The sequence below is a fragment of the Bacteroidales bacterium genome, assembly GCA_035647615.1.
In the GTDB taxonomy this organism is placed as follows: domain Bacteria; phylum Bacteroidota; class Bacteroidia; order Bacteroidales; family 4484-276; genus SABY01.
This window is the reverse complement of record DASRND010000031.1, coordinates 15,377-39,981: the sequence shown is the minus strand read 5'-3', so window position 1 is coordinate 39,981 and position 24,605 is coordinate 15,377. Positions and strand designations below refer to the sequence as shown.

Here is a 24,605-nt window from a genome sequence, read left to right as displayed (position 1 = left end):
TTTTTAGGTTAGAAAAACTTGCCTTTATTTTACGTTCATGGCCGTAAGCATGTTTCCATAGATGTTATTTAGCGAAGACATTTTCTTGGTCAGGCTATCCATCTGATTCTGGTATTGATTGGTTTGTTGTGCCGACCGGTCGATGTCGTCGAGGAATTTGGTCATGGTAATTTGCAGCTTAGCAGACGCATTGGATTGTTGCTCCGATGTTTTAAGTTGCATCTCGTAGAGAGCGTTGAGCGAAGAGAGGTTCTGTGAAAGCTTTTTGAGCTGATCGTTGAACTGTGTATTTTTATCTGTGGACTGATGCAGTTGTTGTATGTTTTCAAGAATGCTGTCGGAAGATTTGCGGTAGTTCTCTGCAAGCTGCGATGCAGACTGCGAAGCGCTACGGATGCTTTGGGAAAGGCTTTGTGATGCCTGAATATCCTCACGCATCGAGGTACCGGTATCCACATAAACTTGCTTGAGCTGTGAGGCTGCCTGAGAAGCACCGCGAACATTTTGCGAAAATTCGTTGGATACTGTCAGATCACGCTCAAGGGCTTCGGCTGCTTTTCCATAAGATTTCGAAAGGCTGGAAGCACCTTGTGAAGCGTTCTTCAAATTATTTACATACTCATCGTTGGCCACCGATACTTTGGTCATATCATTCATCCGCGCGGTAGTATCGCTCAGATTGCGCAAACCTGAGCCCAGACGTGAAATAAGATCACTGTCGATATTGGCATCATGTAGCATTACATCCAGCTGGTTGGATTGCCCATAAATTTTCGCAGTGGGTCTGGGTTCGGAGTGCACCACTTCGCCAGGTTTCACATTATGGTAATCAGGAATCAACTCCGGATGGACTTTACTCCAGTCGGGTTCCACGTGCGGTTTTTGCAATGCTGATAAGGCAAAGATAACGGCTTCGGTAATCATACCTACAAACAGCGCCTGATTAGCACCCGGAATATGAGTGATTTTGAAGAGTGCCCCGGTAATTACAATAGATGCACCTAAACCATAGGCTACCGCCATAAAACGTTTGAAGAACCTACTGTCGAGGGCATCTTCAAATTTAGCAAATCCTGTTTTGTTTTTTTTGTTCACTGTATTCATCGCTTAAAAAATGTGGTGTTTTCTATTATTTGTGAAAGATTGATGATAAATGATCGGGGGATTAATAAACATTCGATGCTTTTGAAGGATTATCACCTTTAGAGCGCCCAAGATAGGGCTGCACACAACGGAAGCCAACATAAGATTTAGCCGTATCCTGATATTCGTAATCACGCGTAGAAACCAATAAATAGTATTCGATATCTTTCCACGACCCGCCTTTTATTATTTTTCGCTTCATGGAGATAGGGTCTTCGGGTTTGGCATTGTAAACATAATCGGGATTAAGATCCCAGGTAATAATGTTGGCAGCTTTGTCGAAAGCGCTGCGTGTCCATTCGCTCACATTACCCGACATATCATACAATCCAAAGCTGTTAGCCTGATAATGCCCTACAATAACCGGTGTCGTTCCGCCGTCGTCGACATAGTTTCCGCGATTAGGTTTAAAGTTGGCAAGTAAGCAACCTTTCTCATTTTTGCTGTAAGGACCTCCCCACGGAAATGGGTTGGCTTCGTAGCCGCCACGTGCAGCCCATTCCCACTCAGCTTCGCTGGGCAAACGGAAATCGTTGAGTCCGGCCTGCTTTTTCGCCTGAAGATAGTTGTTGAATAAAGCGGTGCGCCAGACACAAAACGCACGTGCCTGGTTCCAGTTGACGCCAACAACAGGATAGTGATCATAGGTAGGATGCCAGAAGTAGGATTGCGTAAGGGGTTCGTTGTAGCTGTAAGGAAAGTCGTGAATCCAGCACAGCGTGTCGGGATAAATGTTAATTTCTTCCTGATGAACATACACAGAGCGGTCTTCGCGTCCCTGCGGACGATTCGCAAATGCTGCGTCGGTGGCATCAGCCGGCTGGCTATAATCCTTTCGGGCAGCAGCATTCAGGTCTATCCAGAAGTACCGGTAGCGGAGCTTGCGGGTATCAATCTCTTTTTTACGGAAATAGCGCTCATTTTCGGGCAGATACATATCTTCAAGCGTCTGTGCGGTTTCTTCTTCAGTCCAATTTATCTTGGTTTTCCAGTTCAAAAATGCGGGATCGTACAATTCACCGGTTTTTGCATTTTCTTCTATCAGGAATTCTTCCGGGTTGGTCTCTCCAAGCAGATCACGGGCGATAGAATCGCGCACCCAATAGACAAACTGCCGGTATTCGTTGTTTGTGATCTCGGTTTCGTCCATATAAAATGAGCTGACCGTTACACGCTTGGGATTGTTCATTTGCGTGTAAGGAACATCCTCCTCTCCTACTCCCATCACGTAAGTGCCCAATGGAATGAATGCCATGCCGGTGGGATCGGGTTGGTAAAACTTAGGACGATTCTGAACTCCTGTTAACTCACCATTGCCTTTGTTGCTACAACTGGAAATGATGGCAATTATTAATAGGAAAAAAAATAATTTTTTCATGTGAACGGCTGATTTTACAAACAATTTAACGACTTTGCCCATTCTTTAGTATAGTTAATAAAAACTCAAAAAAATTCATGATTATGTTGTAATCATTACGCATCAAAAAAAACCAAAACCCAACGGAAAGCCTTACAAAATAGAAGATACCGATGATTTAGTAAAAATGTTTTTGGTTGAAAGTTTTGATTAAACGCCGACATTATCAAAAAATTACAGGAACCGCGTATTTCGGTAAATCTTTTTGATCTTGTCCACCTCAATTTTGAAGCAATAACTTGCTCTTATTTCGTGCGACCCTGTGGTGCTAATGGCTGAAGTGTTAAAATCGTAAGAATAGCCAATATTAAAATTCTTGTAATCAAAGCCCACAATAAGCGCCACTGCATCCTGATAACGCCATGAAACACCGCCCCAAAACTTGCGCTGGTAACGCAGCAATGCCGTTACGTCGTATTGTATGGAGCCACTGGTGATCTTTACCAATACCGATGGAAGTATGTCGATTGCGGGAAGGTTGGGAAATTCAAATTCGTAGCCAGCCATCAGATCTATCTCACGACGCATCTTAAAGTGTGTGCCTTCGCTTTTATTACTTTGCAACAACTGCAACACCGACAACCCAACATAATAATTGTCGGGCACGCGGTAGTAAACACCGATACCGGCATCGAAATACATATCGGTTTCCTCGTTTCCACTCAACGCAGGGTCGCTGTCGGAGACATTGAAACTACCAAAATCGATGGTTTTGTTTAGAATATTAAGCTGCGCACCAATGCCCAGATCGCCGGCGCCCAGAGTAGTTTGGTAAGCGTACATTACGTTGAAGTAAATGTCGTTGAAAGGCCCGATTTTGTCTTGGATAATTGTGGCGCCAATGCCGCCGTGAATTGCTTTTATGGGCGAATGAACAGAGATGAGATAGGTTTCCGGCCCCAAGTTGAATGAGCTGCCGTCGTCATTTTTTCCTTTAAACCCGACCCACTGCTGCCGGATGGTTCCTGAAACACAAATTCCGTTGCCGGCACCGGCATAGCCCGGATTGATCACCAGCTTGTTAAACATGTACTGTGTGTATTGTGGCAACTGCTGTGCTACCAGCGGCAAAACCAGGATTGTACACATCAATATTATGAATAACCGTTTGAGCATATTTTTTCTACTGCGTGACCTATTTGTAAAAGCATTGCAAATAAAACAATTTTCTCTCAATCCGGCCATATCCTGTGAGTACCTTAAATGTGAGAAGGCTTAAGATTGTTCCAAAATGTCAGCAGCTAACGCAGCCCGCTGTAGGGATATTGCAAGTTTACTCTGTAGCTGAATGTAAACAAAAATAATTAACAGCTTACCATAAAATCTTAAAACCCAACCCAACAACCCGACAACCCGATTTGCTACAATTCATCTGTCAGTTCGCGTGCAGAATATTCGGGAAGTGTTATGGGCCTGAGAACTTCAATCAACTTCTCGTTGATCTGTACATCAGCCGTCGAAATGTATTTGATGCTGAGATTGATACCGGAATTTTCAAAAAAAATAAAAGCGTTTTCCCCCTCTATCCTGAAATTTTCAGAAGTGACGGATTGCTTCGTTCCGGTGTACTTTTTAAGCAGGGAACCTGCAATAACAGCGGGATCGATTTTGCGCAGATCTGAAAAGAACAATTCTCCAAAGAAGTATTTCTTGTCGATAAAATGATAAATCCTCTTAACGCCGTGGTTATAGATGCGCTCTCTTGTGCCCAGGCGTCGCCACACCACGCCGTTGTAGTTCTGGCTGTCGTAGCAATTGTATTTGCCGATTTTTGCAGCGACCTTCCGAAATTGCAACCCAAAAGCTACCTCATTAAAAACAATGGGATGGATGGACTGAAATACCTTAAGACCGGCATCCGACTCGATAACTTTGTGATAATGATTAAGCGGATCGGTTTTGGAACATGCCGTGGTGTAGTTTTTTTTAAAATTCCTGCGCGAATCAAGATTGTTGATGTGTTGCTGAAACGCCAAAGAATATTTTCCGTAAAGCAGCTTTTTAAGCCACAACCCTAATGGAATCATCTGCTAAATCATTAATTTTGTGAAACATGAATGCTGCGGCAAAAATAGGAATTCGTAGGAGAAAGAGAGAAGAAAGGAACAAAGAGTATAAAAAAAAGTTTGGGAGCGGGGGGATATATGCTAAATCTGGAAAAAGTTTTGTGAATTTATCCCCCTGCTTTAGGTTGACTCCCAAACTACCCCTTAAAACCAATTATTAAAAAACAACCATGATTTAGTCGTTGCAAACATAATATCATAATTTGAAATGACCAAGAAAAAAAAATTTTTTTGCACAAAAACATTTTAAAAAATTAATTTACCGGAAGTGGCAATCAATCAAAAACCAGATCATTAAAAGAATTCCGGGACTATTGCTGCTAAAATAATGGCTGGGCGCCAACAGCAAAAATTTGCACATTTTGACTTAAAACTGACTAAAGAAGCTTGAAAGCGTAGTTTGGCGATCGATATTTAATTTTTTTCTCAGGCGTGAGCGTGCCATTTCGATGCTTCTGATCGATTGATGCGTGATTCCCGAAATTTCTCTGGTAGAGAGGTTCATTTTGAAAAAAGCTACCAGACGTCGCTCGTTGTTGGTCAAAGAAGGAAAAGCTTTGTTCACGTTGCCATAGAACGACGAATTGATACTGCCAAAAGTAGCCTCAAACTCCCCCCAAACTTCTTCTTTTTCTTTTCCACTCTCCGACATTTCCTTAATAATCTCGTCAATTCTATCTTTCAGATTTTCGGGGTCAACCGTTTTCAGGTCTTCAAGGCGTTTCATCAGATTCACGATGAGCGCATTTTTTTCGACAAGCTGCGTCATCTTCAGGGTGATCATTTGAGATTTAGCATCAAGTTCGCTTTTAAGCTGCTCGTTCTCGGCCTCATAAAGCGATGTTTCCAGTTCCTCGGCCTTTTTATTCACAGAAAGATCTTTCACGTAAGCCCCCAAACGAAATGGGGCGCCGGTTTCATCGTAAATAAGCCAGTAGATAATGTACACAGGTATCATTTCGCCCGACTTGGAGATGTAGGCTTTTTCGATATTGATAACGGGCTGTGAATGAAAATGGTTATCGCGATAATAATCCATCTCTGAATCCACGAGCCATTCGGGCGTAATATCGCGAAAGCTTAACGACATGGCTTCGTCGCACGAATAACCCAGCAATTCTGTAAAAGTTTTATTTACCGAGATGAAGCGCCCTTTCAAATCAGTTATCACGATAGCCTCCGGCGCAGAATCGAATAACATGCGAAATTTTTGTTCGCTCCGCACCAAAGCATCTTCGGCATTTTTGCGCTCGGTAATATCAATAGAAAAACCGATGACTCCTTTTATCTCACCCTTTTCATCACGAAATGGGATTTTGTCGGTGATAAACCATTTGGACTCATCGGTGAGCATAGGCTCGATGATGTTGCGCTTGGGCACCCCAGTTTCGAGCACCTCCAAATCATCTTTGAAATACTCCTCGGCCAAAGCCTGATTGGGAATGATGTCAAAAACATTTTTACCTATTATCTCCCCAAGCTTTAGCCCGGTAACATCCTCATAGGCTTTGTTGACCGAGATGAAGCGATTTTCGGTATCCTTAACAAAAATAAGCGCAGGAACTGCATTAAGAATTTGCTGCTGGATGGAGGCTACAATATCTTGCTTCGTTTCTGACATAGGGAATAAATTGTGCAATTTTTTAACAGACACAAAGGTAAACCAAATGTCATTAACTAAATGAATATATTTTCCGTAACCTATTGAAACAGGCGGATAATATCGTTGCCGTTGGCGAAAATTAACAATCCAAAGAGGATAACCATGCCAACCACTTGTGCATATTCCAGGAATTTATCGCTGGGTTTGCGCCGGGCAATTAATTCATACAACAGGAACATTACGTGTCCCCCATCGAGGGCGGGAATTGGCAATATGTTCAACACTGCGAGCATGATGGAGAGAAAAGCGGTAAGCTCCCAAAAGATGCGCCAGTTCCAGGATGTCGGGAAGATGCTTCCGATAGTAACAAAACCTCCGAGGCCTTTGTAAGCGCCCGTTTCGGGGTTGAGCAGCAATTTGAACTGCCGCACATAGTCAACCGTACGATTGTTGGCCATTTTTAAACCGGCAGGAATGGATTCTATTAACGAAAAGCTTTTCTGGGCAAAGCTGTAGATGCCCATCTCTTCGAGTTGATCGGCAGGCAACAGGCCCCACTCTACGCCGATTTTTCCGTTTTCGTCGATGGCCAGCGGCAATTGCAGATGCAGGCCGTCACGTACAACTTCGGCAGTTACGGTATCACCGGCATGTTGTATAGCAAGCTCCGGAAACTGATCGTAATATTTCACCGGCTGCCCGTCGATGGCCACAATGCGGTCTTTGTGCTGCAGGCCTGCACCAGCATTGTGCGAGTTTTCGGGAACATTGGCCACTACAAAAGGATAGCGTGGCAAAAGGGTGGCTCCGCGCTTTTCGCTGAGCTGACCGGCCAGGTCGGTCGGAATAGTAAGGTACACGCGCTGACCGTTACGCTCCACAGCCATCGAATCGCTGTAAAGCATCTCGAGAAGAATTTCGTTGTAGCGTAACGGAGGAGCCTGCCCGTTGATGGAAATTACCTTGTCGCCGGTTCTAAGGCCTGCATCCATTAAAACAGAATCGGTTACCCAAAACCCGTCGGTAAGATTTTTGGTAGGCAAATATTTTTCGCCATAGCTAAAAAGGATTACGGAATAAATCACGAATGCCAGCAAAGCATTCATAAACACTCCGCCAAGCATGATGATGAGGCGCTGCCAGGCTGGTTTGCTACGAAATTCCCACGGTTGAGGCGGCTTACTGAGCTGCTCTTTGTCCATCGATTCGTCTATCATTCCTGAAATTTTCACGTATCCGCCCAAGGGCAGCCATCCCAAGCCATATTCGGTATCTTTAATTTTAAATTTAAAAATCGAAAACCAGGGATTGAAAAAGAGATAGAATTTCTCGACGCGGGTATTAAAAATCTTTGCTGCGATAAAGTGTCCAAACTCATGAACAATGACCAAAACCGATAGGCTGAGCAGCAGGTGAAGAACCTGAATTAATATTTCCATTTAAACGAATAGTATTTCTTTTGATTTGATAATTTCTTTGGCGCAGTTTTTAGCCAGCCTGTTTGTTTCGATCAGCTCATCGAGCGAAGGATTGGCAATAAAAACTCCCTTATCCATTGTTTGTTCAATAATTTCGGGTATTTGCACGAAGCCGATCTGATGCTTCAAAAAAGCCTCTACAGCTGTTTCATTTGCAGCATTGAGAATGCAGGGAAGATTACCGCCACTCAACAATGCCTGCCGGGCCAACCGCAGGGATCGAAAGGTTTCCTCATCGGGGCTGGCAAAAGTAAGTTTGGAAACATCCATAAAGCTAAAGCGTCCAAAATCGGCAGCAATACGTTCAGGGTAAGCGAGGGCATATTGTATGGGAAGCTTCATATCGGGCAGGCCCATTTGTGCTTTCATGCTTCCATCAGTAAACTGAACAATGGAATGCACCACCGATTGCGGATGCACCACCACTTCGATTTGATGCGGTTCGAGATCGAAAAGCCATTTTGCTTCGATCACTTCCAGCCCTTTGTTCATCATGGTAGCCGAGTCGATGGTAATCTTACTACCCATATTCCAGTTGGGATGACACAGTGCCTGCTCAGGTGTTACCTGACGGAGACTTTGGACAGATTTTCCAAAAAAAGGCCCTCCTGATGCGGTGAGGTAAATCTTTTCGATACTGCTGCTCTGCTCTCCCTGCAAGCACTGAAATATGGCCGAATGCTCCGAGTCGACCGGCAGAATAGGAACCTGGTGTTCGCGCCCAAGCCGCATCACGATATCGCCGGCCACTACCAACGCTTCTTTGTTGGCCAAAGCTATCGACTTGTGAGCTTTGATAGCCGCCACCAAAGGCGTAAGCGCAGCAACTCCTACCAACGCCACCAACACCTGATCGATTTCGGGCATTGTAACCACCGTTTCCAAATGTTTGTTACCAGCCAACACTTCTATTCCGGTACTTTTCAAAGCTTCCCGAACCACGGTGGCACTCGCGCTACAGCCTATTACAACAACCTTTGGCTTAAATTCCAAAGCTTGTTGTATGAGCAATTGGTAATTGCTGTGGGCAGTGAGCACAGTAATTCCAAAACGCTGCGGATTGCGTCGTACCACCTCCAGAGCTTGTTGCCCGATGGAGCCTGTTGATCCAAGAATTGCCAGTTGCTTATTCAAAATGTCCGCGGATTTTTTGCGGCTGCAAAAGTAGAAATTATGTAAAGACTAAAAAGCGATGAATTCTTCAGGGTTAACCGGACTGCCGTTGTGCCATAGTTCAAAATGCAGATGCGGGCCAGTACTTAGTTCTCCGGATGCGCCCACAATTGAAATGGTTTCGCCGGCTTTCACGTAGGCGCCCTCCTGCTTGAGCAGGCTTGAATTATGTTTGTACACGGAGATCAAATTATTTTTGTGCTGAAGGCCGATAATGTAACCAGTTTGGAGCGTCCAGTCAGAAAAAATCACCGTGCCGTCGAGCACAGCTTTGATGGCTGAGTTGCTTTTGGCTACAATGTCCACCCCGTAATGATCGAGTTTGCTATTAAACGACCGCGTGACAATGCCTTTGATGGGTGGAAAGAAATTCATGTTTCCCAGATCGGCAGGGGCATACCTGTAGCTGCGCGTTTGATTCTGGTTCAAGTTGTATTTGCTTTGCTGCTCAAACTCGGCACGTAGCAGCGAGTCCTCGGCCGAAATGGTCATGGTGATGGTATCGTAACTTACGTAATCATTCTTACCGGGAGGCATGGTGCCGGAAACTTCTTTTCCGAGCAGGACCTGCTTCAGATTGGTAATGTAAAGAGTCTGTTGCCGGAAAATGGTTTCGAGCGAATCAGCTCTCTGCTGCAGCTCATAGACTTTTTTGGGCATGTTAACATCAGCATAGCCGGGAATGTATTCGCGCAGAGAGGTGAAGGCTACCAGATAAAGGGTGAGAAAAACCAACAGGATGACCAAAGCACCGGCTACTGAAAACACGCCGAGGCGCGTCAGGCGAAACGAGAATTTCTCTTCGTAAGAGCCGGCATCCATCAGCACCAGCTTGTACTTATGCCTTAACCGGCTGATTGTCCTACTATTATTACGGTTTTGTTTCAATTTTACAACGTTTTTCCTGATAACGATCGGGCGGCAAATATCGCGCTTTTGTTTAGTTTAATAATATTTTTGGCGAATGGTAGTTTATTAACCAATTCAGTGACGTCATATTGTTTTTAAGAATTATCAGCAACAGGAATTTGAAAAAGCGGCTCATCATATTTCCTTCTCAACCATTCTCTGTAAGGGGAAACCTTGCAATCATCCTTATCGGCTGGATGGTTCTCTCTGTAGGCCTTAGTGGTTGTTCTACCAAGAAAAATACCTTTACCCGGCGGACGTATCACAATCTGACGGCGCACTATAACGCCTATTGGAATGGGAACGAAAGTTTTAAGGAAGGTGTGCGTTCGCTCGACAAAAACGTGAAAGACAACTACACGAGCGTGTTGCCGGTTTATAAATATGGTACGCAGCAGGATGCACAGTCGGTGATTCCCAATATGGACCGGGCTATCGAAAAGTCCTCCAAGGTTATTCAGCGCCACTCGATGTATTTCAAGCGCAAAGAGTACGTTCGCTGGATCGACGACAGCTATCTGCTTATTGGCAAAGCCTACCTTTATAAAAAGGAGTTCCCCAATGCAAAGCGTACTTTTGAATTTGTCACCAACCGTTTTAGCCAGGAAGATAGCCGCTACCAGGCCGAACTCTGGCTGGCACGCACTTACAACCAGAACAAAGAATTTGAGAAATCCGTTACCATTCTCGACAACCTCAACAGCAGCCTGAAAAAGGACGAAGCGCCGGCCAGTCTTGAGAAGGAATTTGTGAAAGTCTACGCCAACCATTACATTTTGCAACAGCAATATGGCAAGTCCATCAAATACCTGCAACGTGCTATTGAGCTTAACCGCAAAAAAAAGGACCTCAACCGGCTTAGGTTTATTTTGGCACAGATTTATCAGGAGCTGGGTGAGATGGATGATGCTGCCAGACTTTATAACCTGGTGATACGCAAAAATCCAACCTATGAAATGTCGTTCAATGCCAAGATAAACCTTGCCAAAACTTACAACATTAAATCGAGCAACCGCAGCGCCATTGTTAAGAAATTAAACAAGATGCTGCGCGACAGCAAAAACAAGGAATATTACGATCAGGTTTATTACGCTCTGGCGGAAATTTTTCTAAAGGACGGACAAATTGAAAAAGGGATCGAATATCTCACCTTGTCGGTAGCTTCGAGTGTGGAAAACGATTTTCAAAAATCCGTTTCATCGCTCGACCTGGCAGAGTTGCATTTTAAACAACCTGAATATACTCTGGCAGGAGCCTATTACGATACAGCTATGCAGTTTTTGCCCGAAGAGTTTCCCAACTATAAAGCCATCCGCGCCAAAACGGCAACACTTACCGAACTTATCGACAACTTGCAAAACATTGCCCTACAGGACAGTTTGCAACGCATGGCGCTGATGCCGGAAGATCAGCGTAACGCGATACTGGATGTGCTGATAAAAAAGATAGCTGAAGAAGAGGCGCGTGAACGCGAAGAAGAAAGCGAACGCCGCCAGACCCTCTCGATGATGGAACAAGCCAGCCGCCAGGAAGGCCGCAGTATGCAACAGTCGGGCAGTTGGTATTTTTCTAACCCACAAGCCGTCAGCTTTGGTTTTACAGAATTTCAGAAAAAATGGGGCCGGCGTAAACTTGAAGATCTGTGGCGACTGAGCAACAAACAAATAGTCACCGATTTTGACGATGACCCAGAGATAGCGCAGGCCGACTCATTGGGCGCCGATAGCACCGCAGTGGCCCTGGTAACCGATCCAAAAAAACGCGAATTTTATTTGCAGGATCTACCCATGACCGAAGAAAAAATGGAGGCCTCCAACGCACTCATCGAAGAAGCTTATTTTAACATCGGATACATTTACAAAGATGGCCTGAAAGACGACGCCAAGTCGATTGAAGCCTTTGAAATCCTACTGAATAAATTTCCGGAGCACGAACACAAACTTCAGGTTTATTACCAATTGTACAAAAACAACGAAGATCTGCCCGATGCCGAACGTGCCGAGTACTACCGGCAGCTCATTGTGCGCGACTTTCCGGAGAGCGACTATGCCAAAATCATCATCGATCCCAACTACAACCTTGTGCTGCAAGCCCAGCGCAATGCTGCCTCCACACTTTATCAGAACACTTACAACGCCTACATGAACAACCAGTTTTATCTGGTTATTAATAACTACAACGAAGCGGTGGAGAAATACCAGGAGAGCGATTTGCTGAGTAAGTTCGAGTTTTTGAAAGCCATGTCGCTGGGCAATGTTCAGAACCTCGACACGCTGGCCAGCTCACTTGAGTATTTGGTGGCTACATATCCCGAAAGCGATGTAAAACCGCTTGCCATGGACATCCTAAACCGTTTGCGTCCCGACGAGGATGGGAATATGGCGCTGCAGGAAACTGAAACTACGGTAGCCTACGACAGCACCGGAAAACCCATGAAGGAACCCGAAGCCGTTGCGTCCCTTTACACCAAAAATCTCGCATCGGTGCACATTTTTATGGCGCTGGTGGATGGCGGAAACACCAACATCAACGCACTTAAGATTAGGATTTCTGACTTTAATACCAAATATTTTATTACCCAACAACTCAAGATTAACAGCATCGTTTTTATGGAAGACATACAAATGATCACGGTGGGTAATTTCGAGAGCGCCGAAAAAGCACTAAACTATTATCGGGCTGTCCAGGACAACGAATACGTCAACACGCAAATAAGAGATATCGAAAAAAGTATCTTTGCCATTTCGGTAGATAATTATCCAATTTTTTATCGAGAAAAGAATATCGAAGACTATTATAAATTCTTTAATCTACATTATCTCAACAAAACTACGGGCGAATAAACCCACACAGCGACAATTCGTTGCCTGTAAAAACCAAAGGGGTATTCCCGAACTAAAAACTGATTCTCGCGAAGATTTTTGAAAAATGTATTTTTGCGGGTGATTCTCAAAACAAAAGAAACGGGTATCATGGGGAAAAATAACATTATCGAAAGCTCACCATCCATCAACTTTCTGGGCAACGGAACCATCATAAAAGGCGACATAAAATCAAACGGCGACTACCGTATCGACGGGCATCTGATGGGCAGCATCAACAGCAAAGGCAAAGTGGTAATAGGCGCTTCAGGAAAAGTAGAGGGAGAAATCATTTGTCAGAATGCCGACTTCAGTGGCATAATAAAAGCCAAGGTGGTGGTGCACGAGTTGCTCACACTCAAGGCAGCGGCCAAGCTCACCGGCGACATCTTTGTGACCAAGCTTGCAATAGAACCCGGCGCTAGATTTACCGGCTCTTGCAACATGAACGACATCCCCGAAGACGAGGATTTTGAACTACCGGCACATCATGAAGAAATTAAAAAAAGAGAAGAAGCAATTCGATAATTTCATAAAATACTCGGGCATTGGCATGCAAATGCTGATAATCATTGCTGCCGGCGTATTTGGAGGCTACAAGCTCGACAAATGGCTGGACAACCAATTTCCCATTTTACTCATCATACTCTCCACACTTGCCATGATCACGGCCATCTATCACGCCATCAAAGACTTTATCTGATGAAGGAAGACATCCACACGCTCATTCGCGCCGCTATTCGCCGGTTCCTGATCTACACACTGGCAACCGCCGTCATTCTTGGTATCATCTACGTTATCGCCATCAACACATCCCTGGCCCACTATTTTTCGCCAGCCATCCCCTGGCTGCTCATTTTCTTTGTTGTGATTTTTAATCTTGTTTACTTTTTACAATTAAAATCAACACAAAGCCGAAACACTAAGTTTGTGAGTGTGGCATTGCTATCGACAAGCTTCAAGTTGCTGCTTTTTCTGATAATACTTGTCGTTTATGCACTGCTCAACCGAAACGACGCGGTCAACTTCATCTTCGCCTTCCTGATACTTTATCTCATATTTACACCACTGGAAGTAATCAACCAGCAAAAGGTGCAACGCAAACTGAAGGGCAAATAGCCGGAATATAAAAGCATACAGCCGTTTTTTTTTACAAACAGCCACTGATGTCTTATTTTATTTTCGTTTGTGATTTATTGATAAAGTACCCTGATTTTTCTTTTTTCTGAATTGGATTAACATAGCATCACTGTTTAGTTTTAATTAGCCAACCTTAAACATTTTGCACCAGTGCGTGTTCTTGCATTAATCAAAACCATTAAAACTTTGACTTCTGCAACATACACTATCAAAGATCTGGAACAGCTTACCGGGATAAAAGCACATACGCTGCGCATCTGGGAAAAGCGTTACAATATCGTTACACCTAATCGTTCCGACACCAACATCCGCTATTATACCGACCACGACGTAAAGAAGCTCCTCAACATTTCGATACTTAACCGGGCCGGGATCAAGATTTCGTTGCTGGCCAAAATGTCGCACAATGAACTGGTAGATAATATCGTAGCCATCTGCAACAAAACCACCGATGCCGGAAGCCACATCGAAAATCTGGTGGTGTCGATGATCGACATGAACGAGGCAAAGTTTGAGAAAGATCTCAACAAGCTCATTATCAGCCAGGGGTTTGAAGATACTTTTACGCGGATTATCATTCCGTTTTTCGACAAAATAGGTGTCCTTTGGCAAATTGGCGCTGTACATCCTGCGCAAGAGCATTTTATGACCAACCTCATCCGGCAAAAAATGATCGTTGCCATTGACGGTGTGATTCCCACGTCAACTCCGGCGCAGCTCAAAACGTTCCTACTCTATCTTCCCCAAAACGAACTGCACGAAATAGGCCTGCTCTTCGCTTCCTACATTTTACAGAAAGCCGGACACAAAGTGATTTACCTCGGGCAGATGGTACCTTATGAAGATTTATTAAAAGTTGCCCAAAGTATTCCATTCCAAGGATTACTGACGGTAATTACCTCCGGACTTTCGCTGCATAATGTTCAGGATCATATCAATCGCCTGGCAGATGATTTCGGTCAAAAACAGATACTCATCACCGGATTGCAGCTCAAAATGAATAACCTGATCATTCCTCCTCCAGTTACCGTTTTTGATGATATGAAAACGCTAAAAAACCTGATCCAATAGTTACTCAGGTCGATTTGTCTAATTATTCCTACTACATCATCAACATTTTAATAATAAAAGCTTACAACATAACTTACTGATTCAGTATTGTTTAAATGTTTTATTTCCAGTATTTTAGTGTTTATTTAGATTTTTTGTGTTTAACGGTTCATCATTTATGTTTATCTTTGCGTCATATTTATTAAACACATAAATCGATAAATCATGAAACCATACTCATTTACTCAGGAACTTACGAGCTTACAAGATAATCTTCATTATTTCGCCAAGTCGCTCACGCAGAATGAAGAAGAAGCCAAGGATTTGGTTCAGGACACCTTTCTCAAAGCGCTGACATATCGTGATAAATTCGAAGAGAATACCAACATGAAAGCTTGGACGTACACCATTTTAAAAAACACATTCATCAACAACTACCGCCGCAAAAGCCGGACAACGGTAATATCAGATAATACCAACGACAACTTTTTTATCAACTCAAGTAAGTTTATCGAAGAGTACAGCCCGGAGGCACAGCTCTCGCACAAAGAAATTCGTAAGGTTGTCGATAATCTCGCGGAGGAGCACCGTGTTCCTTTCCAAATGCACCACAATGGCTACAAGTACCGCGAAATTGCTGAAGAACTCGACCTGTCAATCGGTACGGTAAAAAGCCGGATTTTCTTCAGCCGCAAAAAGCTGATGAACAAACTCGAAGGTCACCAATAGTAGGTCGAATGATGCTAAAACGCTGATTATAAAGATGATTAGCAAAGATGTTTCCTTCAATTTTCAGGGAATTCTTAGAAGTCTGGAAGTTAAAAACCTGTAAATTTAAGAATTATTTAGAAGCATATTAAATAAGCAAAGGATGCTTCCGTTATTTTTGTGGTTCCATTTATTAGAAAACCACATGTTTAACAAATAAACTTTTGTTGTTATGAAAACGGAAGATCAGAAATTTGACCAAGAACTCACGAGTCTCCAGCCTAATCTGAAGTATTTCGCCAACACCCTTACACAGAACGAAGAAGATGCCAACGATTTGGTTCAGGAGACGTACCTGAAAGCACTTACATATCGCGATAAGTTCCAGGCAAACACCAACCTGAAAGCATGGACTTACACGATTATGAAGAACACCTTTATTAATAATTATCGTCGCAACAGCAAGGTGAGCATGATTGTCGACAACACCGCCGACCTCTATTTTTTAAACTCCAGCAATAAATCAGAAGAAGCTACACCCGAATCAACACTTTCGCACAAAGAGGTGAGCAATGTAGTCGATTCGCTCCAGGACGAGCACCGAATTCCATTCAAGATGCATCACGCAGGTTTTAAATACAAGGAAATCGCTGAGCATCTCGATCTTTCAATAGGAACTGTAAAAAGCCGGATTTTCTTCAGCCGCAAAAAACTCATCAAAGCACTCAAAGACGTTTAAGCAATCATTGAATTTATAATTTCTAAAAGCCCGGCAAATATTGTCGGGCTTTTTTGTTGGAGTGCCAGACTCAGGTTTGTTCTAGTCTTAATTTAAAAAAGGGCTCCATTTGCAAGGGGTTTTTTAATTTGAAACACTGGTGCCGCAATAATCTTTATTTTTGTTGCTTATTAATAAATCAGACAAAGGTGAATCCTATAAAAACCAGTGGCCGGATTCATCTTTTTAATAAAGAATTTTATCATGAAAACGGAAAAGGTATTAACGTCCGTAATGGACGAAGCTCATGACCTGCAGATGCAGATGGCGCGGGAGAACGAGATGGATGGTTACGAAAAAATGGATTTGTACAACCAGGCCACCCTCGATAAACTGGCGCATCATTATCACGAGATATTAAAATTGATAGGTGAAAACCCCGACCGCGAAGGGCTTCTCAAGACGCCGCAGCGCGTAGCTAAAGCGTTGCAATTTCTTACACACGGCTATGACCTCGATCCGCGCGAAATATTGCGCTCGGCCATGTTTGCCGAAGACTACAGGCAGATGGTGCTGGTGAAAGACATTGAGATTTACTCAATGTGCGAACACCACATGCTACCATTTTTTGGCAAAGCGCACGTGGCCTACATCCCCAATGGTCACATTGTGGGGCTGAGCAAATTGCCCCGGGTGGTGGATGCTTTTGCCCGCCGGCTGCAAGTTCAGGAACGCCTAACCACGCAAATCAAAGAAGCTATCCAGGACACATTAAAGCCGCTGGGAGTGGCTGTGGTAATCGAAGCGCAGCATATGTGCATGTCGATGCGCGGCATTCAGAAACAAAATTCAGTAACCACTACTTCCGATTTCACCGGAGCTTTCCTGAGCGAGAAAACACGCGCCGAGTTTATCCATCTTATCGGATCGAGACTACATTAATTGTTGTGATAATTCCTATAAAAAAAGCATGCTCCTCCGGTTGAAGGGCATGCTTTTTTTCTAATATCCTTTATTGCCTATTCGATGGTCAGCACCATGTAGTTCGAGTTTTTCCAGAAAGCCTCCGGATCGATGATCTCGAAGCTATAGAACCTTTTGGTTTCGTCGTTGCGCCGCAGCAGATAACTATCAGAAGGATGACTGGTAATAAGCTTTAACTTCTTAGCGTCAAGATCGAAAACCATTTTTTTGCGGATGTCGATTTGTGTAAAACCATCCTCATCAAAATCACGATTCAGTTTGGTAGTACTACCTATGCCAATAAAGCCGCCCTCTTTGGTGATGATCTCTTTTTCGCGCAAGGCTTTTTCGTCGCCAATGATATAATATGCGGTGTTGAGTTCTTCCACCTGGGTTTCTATTATTTTACCCTGCTCGAGAGTCTCCAGGCGCAAATCCGACACCGAGGAGTAGAGGTCCTGCACCTCGATATTAAGCGTTTTGAGCTGAGAAACCAACTGCACAATTTCCTTGTCTTTCTCACTGATAGATGCCTGGAGGGATTCTACCATACGCCGGAGCTGGTTGTTTTCGCCGGTGGAGTTTTTGAGGCGTTCGGTAAGCCTGGCCAGGTTTTCCCTGTTTTGTTTCATCATCTCATCAATGGCACGGATGTCGTCTTTCACCGATGTCACCCGGTCGCCATTTTCGGCTGTTCCCGATTTTTTAACAATCATTTTCTCGCGACTACGGATATCCGCCAGGTTGTCGCCGATGTCGTTAAAAACTTCCATAAAGCCTTCCATGTCGGCATCACGTGAAGCCAGCTGCTCTTTGAGTTGTTCATTTTCCTGATTGACGCGCTCGAGCTCTCCGCGGTTGCACGAGACAGCCACCAAGGCAAAGAGCAAAATTACCGGAATAATTTTTTTCATTGTTTTCATTATTAAATAAATTTAGATGATGAACGTTCAGTTGTCTATAAAATTGAACAATGAAATCTTAAAGTACCTAAAAATTTTTCTGATATCAAAGCGACCATTTTCATGCGATCTGACAAATTGATAACCCGATAACCCGACAACACTCACTTTGGAATGTCATCGCATTATCGACAGACACTAAATACGCATATCTTTGCGCTTTTTTCAGAAATCGTAAACAAATCAGATTTAAAATGTTTTCAAATCAAAACCAAAATTCGCTGAATTATCCCAGCCACGCCATCGACACGGTTGCCTTGAGCAAAACCTTTCTGTCGAATGTGTTTGCCTGGATGTTTCTGGGCATGATGGCCACGGCAGGCACTGCCTGGATTTTTGCCGACAACACTTCACTCATGTCGCTGCTGGTTACCGAAACCGGCATGTCCGTGCTGGGTTGGGTAGTAATTTTTGCTCCTCTTGCCCTTGTTTTACTACTCAGCTTTGGCTACCAAAAACTCTCTTCATCAACGATGGTCGTCATTTTTGTAGCCTACTCTATCCTGATGGGGATGAGCCTTAGTTTTATTTTCCTGGTTTATCAGATAGGCTCCATTGCTACCACTTTCGCCATCACTGCCGGAATGTTTGGCGGCATGGCATTGTTGGGCTACACCACCCGCACCGACCTTACAAAATTTGGTTCCATCCTCATCATGGCGCTCATCGGCATCATCATCGCTACGGTGGTAAACGTGCTCATTCTTCGCTCGTCGATGATGGATTACGTGATCAGTCTTTTGGGTGTTTTAATTTTTACAGGCCTGACCGCCTACGACGTACAAAAACTCAAGCGCATCGGCAGCCAGGTGGAACAAGCCTCCGAAGATGGCCGCAAACTCACCATTATGGGAGCTTTGACACTCTACCTCGATTTCATCAATTTATTTTTATTTTTGCTCCGTTTTTTAGGTAACAGAAAATAATTTATCAACTATGAAAGCATACGTTTTCCCTGGTCAGGGCGCCCAGTTTGTCGGAATGGGAAAAGATCTTTACGACAACAATTCCACAGCCAAAGATCTATTTGAGAAAGCCAACAAAATTCTTGGCTTTCGCATTACCGATCTTATGTTTGATGGTACCGACGACGACCTGAAACAAACCAACGTTACCCAGCCCGCCATCTTCCTGCACTCCGTTATCCTGGCACGCATGCTCAAGGACGACTTTAAACCCGACATGGTAGCCGGCCACTCACTGGGCGAATTTTCGGCGCTGGTTGCCAACAAGTCCCTCTCATTTGAAGACGGGCTGCGTCTGGTGCAAAAACGTGCACAGGCTATGCAAAAAGCCTGCGAGGCAGAGCCTTCAACCATGGCAGCTATACTGGGTCTCGACGATAGCGAAGTAGAAAGGATTTTGAAAGAGGTAGACGAAGTGGTGGTTCCAGCTAACTACAATAGCCCGGGTCAGTTGGTAATTTCCGGATCGATTGCTGGTATTGACCAGGCTTGCGAAAAACTGAAAAACGCAGGAGCCAAACGAGCTTTGGTACTCAAAGTGGGCGGAGCATTTCACTCGCCACTCATGGAGCCGGCACGTGTGGAACTTGCACAAGCTATCGAAGCAACAAAATTTATCCGAGGTATATGCCCTATTTACCAAAACGTTACGGCACAGCCTGTAAACGATCCTGAAATCATCAAATCCAACCTAATAGCACAGCTTACTTCTCCGGTACGCTGGACACAGATTATGAAAAACATGATAGCCGATGGCGCCAAAACCATTATTGAAGTTGGACCCGGCACAGTGCTTCAGGGACTTTTCAAAAAAATAGACCGCAACATCAACGCGAGCAGTGCTACTTTCAGCGAGTGACTTTTGGCAAAGACTAAGGAATAATCTTTAAGCCTTTATCACAGCAAGTGGCTTTAATTTCACCTGAATATCCACCAGGTCGGCTTGCAGAGCCATCACCTCTTCGATATCCTTGTAGGATCCCGGCGCTTCGTCCAAATCGTCTTTGTGACGCAGTGCGTGAATTACGCCCATCGCTTCCAGCTTTGCTGATTCTGTTTTAATATCCAATTTCTTACGGGCCTGGCTGCGGCTCAATACCCGTCCTGCCCCGTGAGAACACGACTTGAAAGAGAGCGGGTTTCCTTTGCCCTTAACCAGAAACGAACGGGTTCCCTGAGAGCCTGGAATCATTCCCCACTCACCTTCTTCGGCACGGGTAGCGCCTTTCCGGTGTACAATAACTTCATGATCGAAATGGGTTTCCCAGGCGGCGAAATTGTGTGGTTTATTAATAAACTTTGAGAATTCTACCTCCGGTGCAACTTCCTCAAAAGCACTTTTCACTCTTTCCATCATCAATTGCCTATTTTGCAGAGCGAACTGAATACAGTAATTCATCTCATTAAAATAATTATTGTACCCTTCTGATCCACGCAAAAAGTACGAAAGGTCCTGAGGCACCTCTTCGTGGTGCTTTTTGTTTTCCTCTTTGGCTTGCTGGTGATAATGCTCGGCCACTGTATAGCCCAGATTCCGCGAACCGGAGTGCACCATAATCCAGATGTAGCCATCGGAACCTTTTTGAATCTCTATAAAATGGTTGCCTCCGCCCAAAGTTCCTATCTGATACATGGCGCTGTTGTATTCCTGCAAAACAATTGGCAACGCCCCCTCTACCGGAGGCATCCAACACTCATCCTGTTTTTCGGCATGATGCTTAAATCCTACAGGAATGGTTTTGCGGATATTGCTCATCACCTTTTTCAATCTCTTCTCATCCATGTGTTCCAGATTGGTTCGTAAAGAGCACATTCCGCAACCAATATCCACGCCCACCGCATTGGGAACAATAGCATCTTTGGTAGCCATAACCCCACCTATGGGCATTCCATATCCCACGTGGGCGTCGGGCATAATGGCGATGTGCCTGAAGGCAATACTGAGGTTGGCCAAATCCTTTGCCTGTTGTAATGCGCCCTCTTCCATATCTTTGAGCCACAATTTTATCGGAATCCGTTCTGTAATAATCTTTTGTATCATAAAATCAAAATATGAAATTTTTACATAAAATACGAAAAAAAAGGACGGAGTCAGCTAAAGTTCGTTAGTATTTCCACTTGTTTGCCAGGGCCACCAGCGAAAGCATCACCGGTACTTCAACCAACACGCCAACAACGGTAACCAATGCAGCAGGTGATTGCAGACCGAACAATGCAATGGCAACGGCCACGGCCAATTCAAAGAAGTTGCTTGCGCCAATCATGGCTGATGGCGAGCAGATAGCGTAGGGTAATTTTAATTTTCTGCCGGCAAACCATGTGATAAAAAAGATAAAATAGGTTTGAATGACCAACGGGACGGCTACCAATAAAATGATGAGCGGGTTCTTGGTGATGTTTGGCCCTTGAAAAGCAAATAAAAGAACCAGGGTCATCAGCAGGGCAAAGATGCTTAAAGGTTTGAGTTTTGGAAGTAAAACCCCGGTAAACCATTCCTGCCCGTACTTTTTTATCAGCGTTTTACTTGTCAGGTAGCCGGCTACCAAAGGTATTACCACATAAATAATCACACTGAAAATTAGCGTGTTGTAAGGGATGGTGATATTGGTAATCCCTAACAAAAGTCCAACAATCGGAACAAATGCCACAAGGATTATCAGGTCGTTCACTGAAACCTGAACCAATGTATAATTTGGATCACCGTCGGAAAGGTAACTCCACACAAAAACCATAGCGGTACATGGCGCTGCGCCTAACAAAATAGCTCCTGCAATATATTCGCCTGCCAATTCGGGTGAAATAAATGCCGCGTAAATCTTCGTAAAGAAAATCCATGCAAAAAACGCCATCGTAAAAGGCTTTATCAGCCAATTCACAACAATGGTCAGGATTAATCCTTTCGGGCGTTTCCCCACATTTTTGATACTCGAAAAATCAATTTGCAGCATCATGGGATAAATCATCAGCCAGATTAAAATCGCAATGGGGATATTCACCTTGTAAATTTCCATTTTGCTTAGGATCAGCATCGTTTCACCGGCAAATGATCCGATAAGAATTCCGCCAACAATACACAATGCCACCCAGATGGTAAGGTATTTTTCAAAAAATCCGATTCGTTTCTTTGCGGTCATACTTTCGGTTTTATCTCTTCATTATAAAATTCATAAAACGCATCTTTAATTTCGTCGCGCACATTGTAGTATTCACTTTGGACAAATTCCGGGGTTCCTGTTGCATGGGAAGGGTCGTCGAAGCCAATATGCAGCCTGTGTTTCACTTTCCCCGTGAAAGCCGGGCAGTTTTCGTTGGCGTCGTCACAAACCGTAATTACGAAATCCCATTCATCATCAAGGTACAAATCCACTGAATCGGAAGTGTGGTGACTGATGTCGATGCCAATTTCAGCCATTACCTGTACCGCTGTGGGATTCAATCTTTCGGATGGTTTTGTTCCGGCAGAGCGTACATCTAGTTTTTTATCGAACGACTGCAAAAAACCATGAGCCATTTGGCTGCGGCAACTGTTGCCGGTGCACAGGATTAAGATTTTCATACTTTACGCACATTTAAAATTGTTTTCCATTTCAATTTGTGCAAAAAAGCCAACTGCCAGATTTTTGAATCCATGTATTTTCTTTGGGTGCAACAATGTTGTTAATGAATAATTTGTTTTCATCATTTAAGCAATTATCCCGTACACCATTTTGGCAGCAATCAATAACAACACCACAGCATAAATTATTTTCACCTGTTTCGATTTGGCTTTCTGGGTCATATACCGTCCGCCTAATTGCGAGCCAATAATAACTGCCACCACCACAATAGCGGTAAGCCACCAGTTCATTTGTCCCTGTGAAACGTGCCCGAGATAGCCCGAAAATGATGAAAAAGTAACCACAAAAGCTGTAGTTGCTGCGGCTTCCTTGGTCTTGTAGCCCATCATCATCAGAATGGGAGCAATGATAAAACCGCCGCCCAGGCCTAACATGCCGCCAATAAAACCGGCAAATCCACCTACAAAAAAACCAATAATGCTACGCTTTTTAATCGACATCATTTTGTCCGGTTCAGCCAGCCTGGATGCCCAAAGAGTTCTTAATGCTGCGGCGACTACCATTGCAGCAAACAATATTTTGAGGGTTTGAACGGGGAGATGTTCGCTGGTCATTGCCCCTAAAGGAGATGCGATTAAAGCCGTAGCAGCCATCACTGCGCCCCCCTTCCAGTCGACCATTTTTTTTCGGGTAAAGGGTATTAAAACCAGAGCCGTATTCAACCCATTCAGTAGCAACCCCAGTGGAATTGCCACCGAAACCATATCGAAACCTGCCCAGTTCAAAACCGGAACATACACCATTCCGCCTCCCAAACCCAGCATGGCAAACACGAAAGAGGCTGCGGCGATAATGAGAAAAACGATGGTGTAAAGCATACTTTAATTTTCGACTTTCAGGTATTCCATTATTTTCTCCACCTTTGGAGTGTACCCCCGGGCGACCACCTTTCCATTGACAACCAGGGTAGGGAAAATCCAGGTCGGGAATTTTAAAATCTCGCTAAGCTTTCGGATTTCTTCAATGTTCCCTTCTGCCCCTGACATTTCAATCGCCTGGAGAACTACTTTTTTCAAACGGCGGCATTTGCTGCAATCGAAGGGCGGACATATTATTTTTATTTCGTTTGTCAATGCGATTAAATTTTAAATTCCATATTCAATAAAATCAGGTTATCATTCCCGTTTCATTCTCACCTATTTTCTGCTATCGGGCGATAAAAAACATGTTCCGCCGGTTCCTGTCCCGAACAGGGGATACAAACCTTTTTGTCCTCTTTTACCCTTAGGTAGCGCTCAAAAGTATATTCGCCACAAACTTCGCATTTGGCTTTGGCGAAGGTGCCTTTCACCGGTTTGTAAACAAAACCGGGCAACATCTCAATGGTGAATAACTTGTCAACGGATGCATTTAAAACAATGTCGATAATATCCTGATTAACTTCGGCTGGTATTTGCGAAGGCTCTACACCTTTTTTGCGATAAGTAAAAAACTCATGTGGCGCTAATTTATCCTGAAATTCGTTTTTCAGGAAAATCCTTACGCCTCCTTTATCGGGATACCAGAAGGTAGCGGCTATTTTACCATAATGTAATTTTTCCATCATCCCTTTGCCAAAGGTGGCAGAAGTGGCAGACATGATTCCATCCTGCATACATCCCTGTGGATGCCCCACGCCCATTTCTGACAAAACGTGCATTTCGTGGTCTTTGCAACGTTCGATACCTAATTTTTCCATAGCCACGGTGGCCATGCGGTATCCAATGGGCATAAAAGGACATTGGTGCCCGTGAAATTCATATGCCCAGTCCGGTACTTGAAATTTTTGTGTACTCATAATTTTAATTTTTAATTGCCCGCCTGTTCGGCAGATGGGTTAATAATTCAAGTCG

At 44.0% G+C, this 24,605-nt stretch carries 25 protein-coding genes; 10 read left to right on the top strand and 15 right to left on the bottom strand.

What is annotated here, in order from left to right; genetic code table 11:
* Positions 1-24: 24 nt before the first annotated feature.
* The 8 genes from gldL to VFC92_09780 form a co-directional block, all read right to left on the bottom strand.
* A complete protein-coding gene (gldL, locus tag VFC92_09815) occupies positions 25-1,095 on the bottom strand; it encodes a gliding motility protein GldL (protein ID HZK08486.1) in 1,071 nt (356 codons plus the stop codon).
* Between the two features lie 70 nt (positions 1,096-1,165).
* Complete coding sequence (locus VFC92_09810; GenBank protein HZK08485.1) at positions 1,166-2,521, bottom strand: SUMF1/EgtB/PvdO family nonheme iron enzyme; 1,356 nt, start codon at positions 2,519-2,521, stop codon at positions 1,166-1,168.
* 213 nt (positions 2,522-2,734) lie between these two features.
* A complete protein-coding gene (locus tag VFC92_09805; protein HZK08484.1) occupies positions 2,735-3,676 on the bottom strand; it encodes a type IX secretion system membrane protein PorP/SprF in 942 nt (313 codons plus the stop codon).
* 245 nt (positions 3,677-3,921) lie between these two features.
* Positions 3,922-4,587 carry a hypothetical protein gene (locus VFC92_09800; protein ID HZK08483.1) on the bottom strand — a complete coding sequence of 222 codons (666 nt, stop codon included), beginning with the start codon at positions 4,585-4,587 and terminating at the stop codon, positions 3,922-3,924.
* Between the two features lie 406 nt (positions 4,588-4,993).
* A complete protein-coding gene (locus VFC92_09795) occupies positions 4,994-6,247 on the bottom strand; it encodes a PAS domain-containing protein (GenBank protein ID HZK08482.1) in 1,254 nt (417 codons plus the stop codon).
* Positions 6,248-6,327: 80 nt separating this feature from the next.
* Positions 6,328-7,668 carry an RIP metalloprotease RseP gene (gene rseP / locus VFC92_09790; GenBank protein HZK08481.1) on the bottom strand — a complete coding sequence of 447 codons (1,341 nt, stop codon included), beginning with the start codon at positions 7,666-7,668 and terminating at the stop codon, positions 6,328-6,330.
* Complete coding sequence (locus VFC92_09785) at positions 7,669-8,841, bottom strand: 1-deoxy-D-xylulose-5-phosphate reductoisomerase (GenBank protein ID HZK08480.1); 1,173 nt, start codon at positions 8,839-8,841, stop codon at positions 7,669-7,671.
* A 48-nt stretch (positions 8,842-8,889) separates the two neighbouring features.
* On the bottom strand, positions 8,890-9,768 hold the full coding sequence (locus VFC92_09780) for a M23 family metallopeptidase (GenBank protein HZK08479.1): 879 nt from the start codon (positions 9,766-9,768) through the stop codon (positions 8,890-8,892).
* A 140-nt stretch (positions 9,769-9,908) separates the two neighbouring features.
* On the opposite strand from VFC92_09780, the gene VFC92_09775 reads away from it, so the two are divergent.
* The 8 genes from VFC92_09775 to folE all read left to right on the top strand — a co-directional run bounded on the left by VFC92_09775 (position 9,909) and on the right by folE (position 17,208).
* The gene (locus tag VFC92_09775; GenBank protein HZK08478.1) at positions 9,909-12,632 is read left to right on the top strand and encodes a tetratricopeptide repeat protein; all 2,724 of its coding nucleotides are present in this window, start codon (positions 9,909-9,911) and stop codon (positions 12,630-12,632) included.
* Between the two features lie 129 nt (positions 12,633-12,761).
* Positions 12,762-13,178 carry a polymer-forming cytoskeletal protein gene (locus VFC92_09770; protein HZK08477.1) on the top strand — a complete coding sequence of 139 codons (417 nt, stop codon included), beginning with the start codon at positions 12,762-12,764 and terminating at the stop codon, positions 13,176-13,178.
* The gene (locus VFC92_09765; GenBank protein HZK08476.1) at positions 13,141-13,353 is read left to right on the top strand and encodes an AtpZ/AtpI family protein; all 213 of its coding nucleotides are present in this window, start codon (positions 13,141-13,143) and stop codon (positions 13,351-13,353) included. The genes VFC92_09770 and VFC92_09765 overlap by 38 nt, the downstream gene beginning before the upstream one ends.
* Positions 13,353-13,769 carry a hypothetical protein gene (locus tag VFC92_09760; protein ID HZK08475.1) on the top strand — a complete coding sequence of 139 codons (417 nt, stop codon included), beginning with the start codon at positions 13,353-13,355 and terminating at the stop codon, positions 13,767-13,769. The genes VFC92_09765 and VFC92_09760 overlap by 1 nt, the downstream gene beginning before the upstream one ends.
* Before the next feature lie 207 nt (positions 13,770-13,976).
* A complete protein-coding gene (locus VFC92_09755) occupies positions 13,977-14,861 on the top strand; it encodes a MerR family transcriptional regulator (GenBank protein HZK08474.1) in 885 nt (294 codons plus the stop codon).
* A gap of 204 nt (positions 14,862-15,065) precedes the next feature.
* Positions 15,066-15,569, top strand: a complete 504-nt coding sequence (locus VFC92_09750; protein ID HZK08473.1) for an RNA polymerase sigma factor — start codon at positions 15,066-15,068, stop codon at positions 15,567-15,569.
* Between the two features lie 211 nt (positions 15,570-15,780).
* Positions 15,781-16,287 (top strand): sigma-70 family RNA polymerase sigma factor, encoded by a 507-nt coding sequence (locus tag VFC92_09745; GenBank protein HZK08472.1) that lies wholly within the window; start codon positions 15,781-15,783, stop codon positions 16,285-16,287.
* Between the two features lie 339 nt (positions 16,288-16,626).
* Positions 16,627-17,208, top strand: coding sequence for a GTP cyclohydrolase I FolE (gene folE / locus VFC92_09740; protein ID HZK08471.1), 582 nt, complete (start codon positions 16,627-16,629; stop codon positions 17,206-17,208).
* A 77-nt stretch (positions 17,209-17,285) separates the two neighbouring features.
* Here the strand turns inward: folE and VFC92_09735 are convergent, their stop codons facing one another.
* Complete coding sequence (locus VFC92_09735) at positions 17,286-18,143, bottom strand: hypothetical protein (protein ID HZK08470.1); 858 nt, start codon at positions 18,141-18,143, stop codon at positions 17,286-17,288.
* Between the two features lie 242 nt (positions 18,144-18,385).
* Between VFC92_09735 and VFC92_09730 the strand changes: the two genes are divergently transcribed.
* Together VFC92_09730 and fabD are read left to right on the top strand one after the other, a co-directional pair.
* Positions 18,386-19,117 (top strand): Bax inhibitor-1/YccA family protein, encoded by a 732-nt coding sequence (locus VFC92_09730; GenBank protein ID HZK08469.1) that lies wholly within the window; start codon positions 18,386-18,388, stop codon positions 19,115-19,117.
* A 10-nt stretch (positions 19,118-19,127) separates the two neighbouring features.
* Positions 19,128-20,015 (top strand): ACP S-malonyltransferase, encoded by an 888-nt coding sequence (fabD, locus tag VFC92_09725; protein ID HZK08468.1) that lies wholly within the window; start codon positions 19,128-19,130, stop codon positions 20,013-20,015.
* Between the two features lie 27 nt (positions 20,016-20,042).
* Here the strand turns inward: fabD and VFC92_09720 are convergent, their stop codons facing one another.
* The 6 genes from VFC92_09720 to VFC92_09695 form a co-directional block, all read right to left on the bottom strand.
* A complete protein-coding gene (locus tag VFC92_09720; protein HZK08467.1) occupies positions 20,043-21,197 on the bottom strand; it encodes an RtcB family protein in 1,155 nt (384 codons plus the stop codon).
* A 64-nt stretch (positions 21,198-21,261) separates the two neighbouring features.
* Positions 21,262-22,290 (bottom strand): ACR3 family arsenite efflux transporter, encoded by a 1,029-nt coding sequence (arsB, locus tag VFC92_09715; protein HZK08466.1) that lies wholly within the window; start codon positions 22,288-22,290, stop codon positions 21,262-21,264.
* Positions 22,287-22,712, bottom strand: a complete 426-nt coding sequence (locus tag VFC92_09710) for an arsenate reductase ArsC (protein HZK08465.1) — start codon at positions 22,710-22,712, stop codon at positions 22,287-22,289. The genes arsB and VFC92_09710 overlap by 4 nt, the downstream gene beginning before the upstream one ends.
* A gap of 126 nt (positions 22,713-22,838) precedes the next feature.
* Positions 22,839-23,591, bottom strand: coding sequence for a sulfite exporter TauE/SafE family protein (locus tag VFC92_09705; protein ID HZK08464.1), 753 nt, complete (start codon positions 23,589-23,591; stop codon positions 22,839-22,841).
* Positions 23,592-23,594: 3 nt separating this feature from the next.
* A complete protein-coding gene (locus VFC92_09700; GenBank protein HZK08463.1) occupies positions 23,595-23,846 on the bottom strand; it encodes a thioredoxin family protein in 252 nt (83 codons plus the stop codon).
* 59 nt (positions 23,847-23,905) lie between these two features.
* Positions 23,906-24,550, bottom strand: coding sequence for an FmdE family protein (locus VFC92_09695; GenBank protein HZK08462.1), 645 nt, complete (start codon positions 24,548-24,550; stop codon positions 23,906-23,908).
* Positions 24,551-24,605 lie beyond the last annotated feature (55 nt).

Excerpts from the sequence above, each read along its gene's own strand:
- VFC92_09810 (HZK08485.1), bottom strand. The coding sequence starts at position 2,521 with ATGAAAAAATTATTTTTTTTCCTATTAATAATTGCCATCATTTCCAGT.
- VFC92_09805 (HZK08484.1), bottom strand. The coding sequence starts at position 3,676 with ATGCTCAAACGGTTATTCATAATATTGATGTGTACAATCCTGGTTTTG.
- VFC92_09800 (HZK08483.1), bottom strand. The coding sequence starts at position 4,587 with ATGATTCCATTAGGGTTGTGGCTTAAAAAGCTGCTTTACGGAAAATAT.
- VFC92_09795 (HZK08482.1), bottom strand. The coding sequence starts at position 6,247 with ATGTCAGAAACGAAGCAAGATATTGTAGCCTCCATCCAGCAGCAAATT.
- rseP (HZK08481.1), bottom strand. The coding sequence starts at position 7,668 with ATGGAAATATTAATTCAGGTTCTTCACCTGCTGCTCAGCCTATCGGTT.
- VFC92_09770 (HZK08477.1), top strand. The coding sequence starts at position 12,762 with ATGGGGAAAAATAACATTATCGAAAGCTCACCATCCATCAACTTTCTG.
- VFC92_09765 (HZK08476.1), top strand. The coding sequence starts at position 13,141 with ATGAAGAAATTAAAAAAAGAGAAGAAGCAATTCGATAATTTCATAAAA.
- VFC92_09760 (HZK08475.1), top strand. The coding sequence starts at position 13,353 with ATGAAGGAAGACATCCACACGCTCATTCGCGCCGCTATTCGCCGGTTC.
- VFC92_09750 (HZK08473.1), top strand. The coding sequence starts at position 15,066 with ATGAAACCATACTCATTTACTCAGGAACTTACGAGCTTACAAGATAAT.
- VFC92_09745 (HZK08472.1), top strand. The coding sequence starts at position 15,781 with ATGAAAACGGAAGATCAGAAATTTGACCAAGAACTCACGAGTCTCCAG.
- folE (HZK08471.1), top strand. The coding sequence starts at position 16,627 with ATGGATTTGTACAACCAGGCCACCCTCGATAAACTGGCGCATCATTAT.
- VFC92_09735 (HZK08470.1), bottom strand. The coding sequence starts at position 18,143 with ATGAAAAAAATTATTCCGGTAATTTTGCTCTTTGCCTTGGTGGCTGTC.
- VFC92_09730 (HZK08469.1), top strand. The coding sequence starts at position 18,386 with ATGTTTTCAAATCAAAACCAAAATTCGCTGAATTATCCCAGCCACGCC.
- fabD (HZK08468.1), top strand. The coding sequence starts at position 19,128 with ATGAAAGCATACGTTTTCCCTGGTCAGGGCGCCCAGTTTGTCGGAATG.
- VFC92_09720 (HZK08467.1), bottom strand. The coding sequence starts at position 21,197 with ATGATACAAAAGATTATTACAGAACGGATTCCGATAAAATTGTGGCTC.
- arsB (HZK08466.1), bottom strand. The coding sequence starts at position 22,290 with ATGACCGCAAAGAAACGAATCGGATTTTTTGAAAAATACCTTACCATC.
- VFC92_09710 (HZK08465.1), bottom strand. The coding sequence starts at position 22,712 with ATGAAAATCTTAATCCTGTGCACCGGCAACAGTTGCCGCAGCCAAATG.
- VFC92_09705 (HZK08464.1), bottom strand. The coding sequence starts at position 23,591 with ATGCTTTACACCATCGTTTTTCTCATTATCGCCGCAGCCTCTTTCGTG.
- VFC92_09695 (HZK08462.1), bottom strand. The coding sequence starts at position 24,550 with ATGAGTACACAAAAATTTCAAGTACCGGACTGGGCATATGAATTTCAC.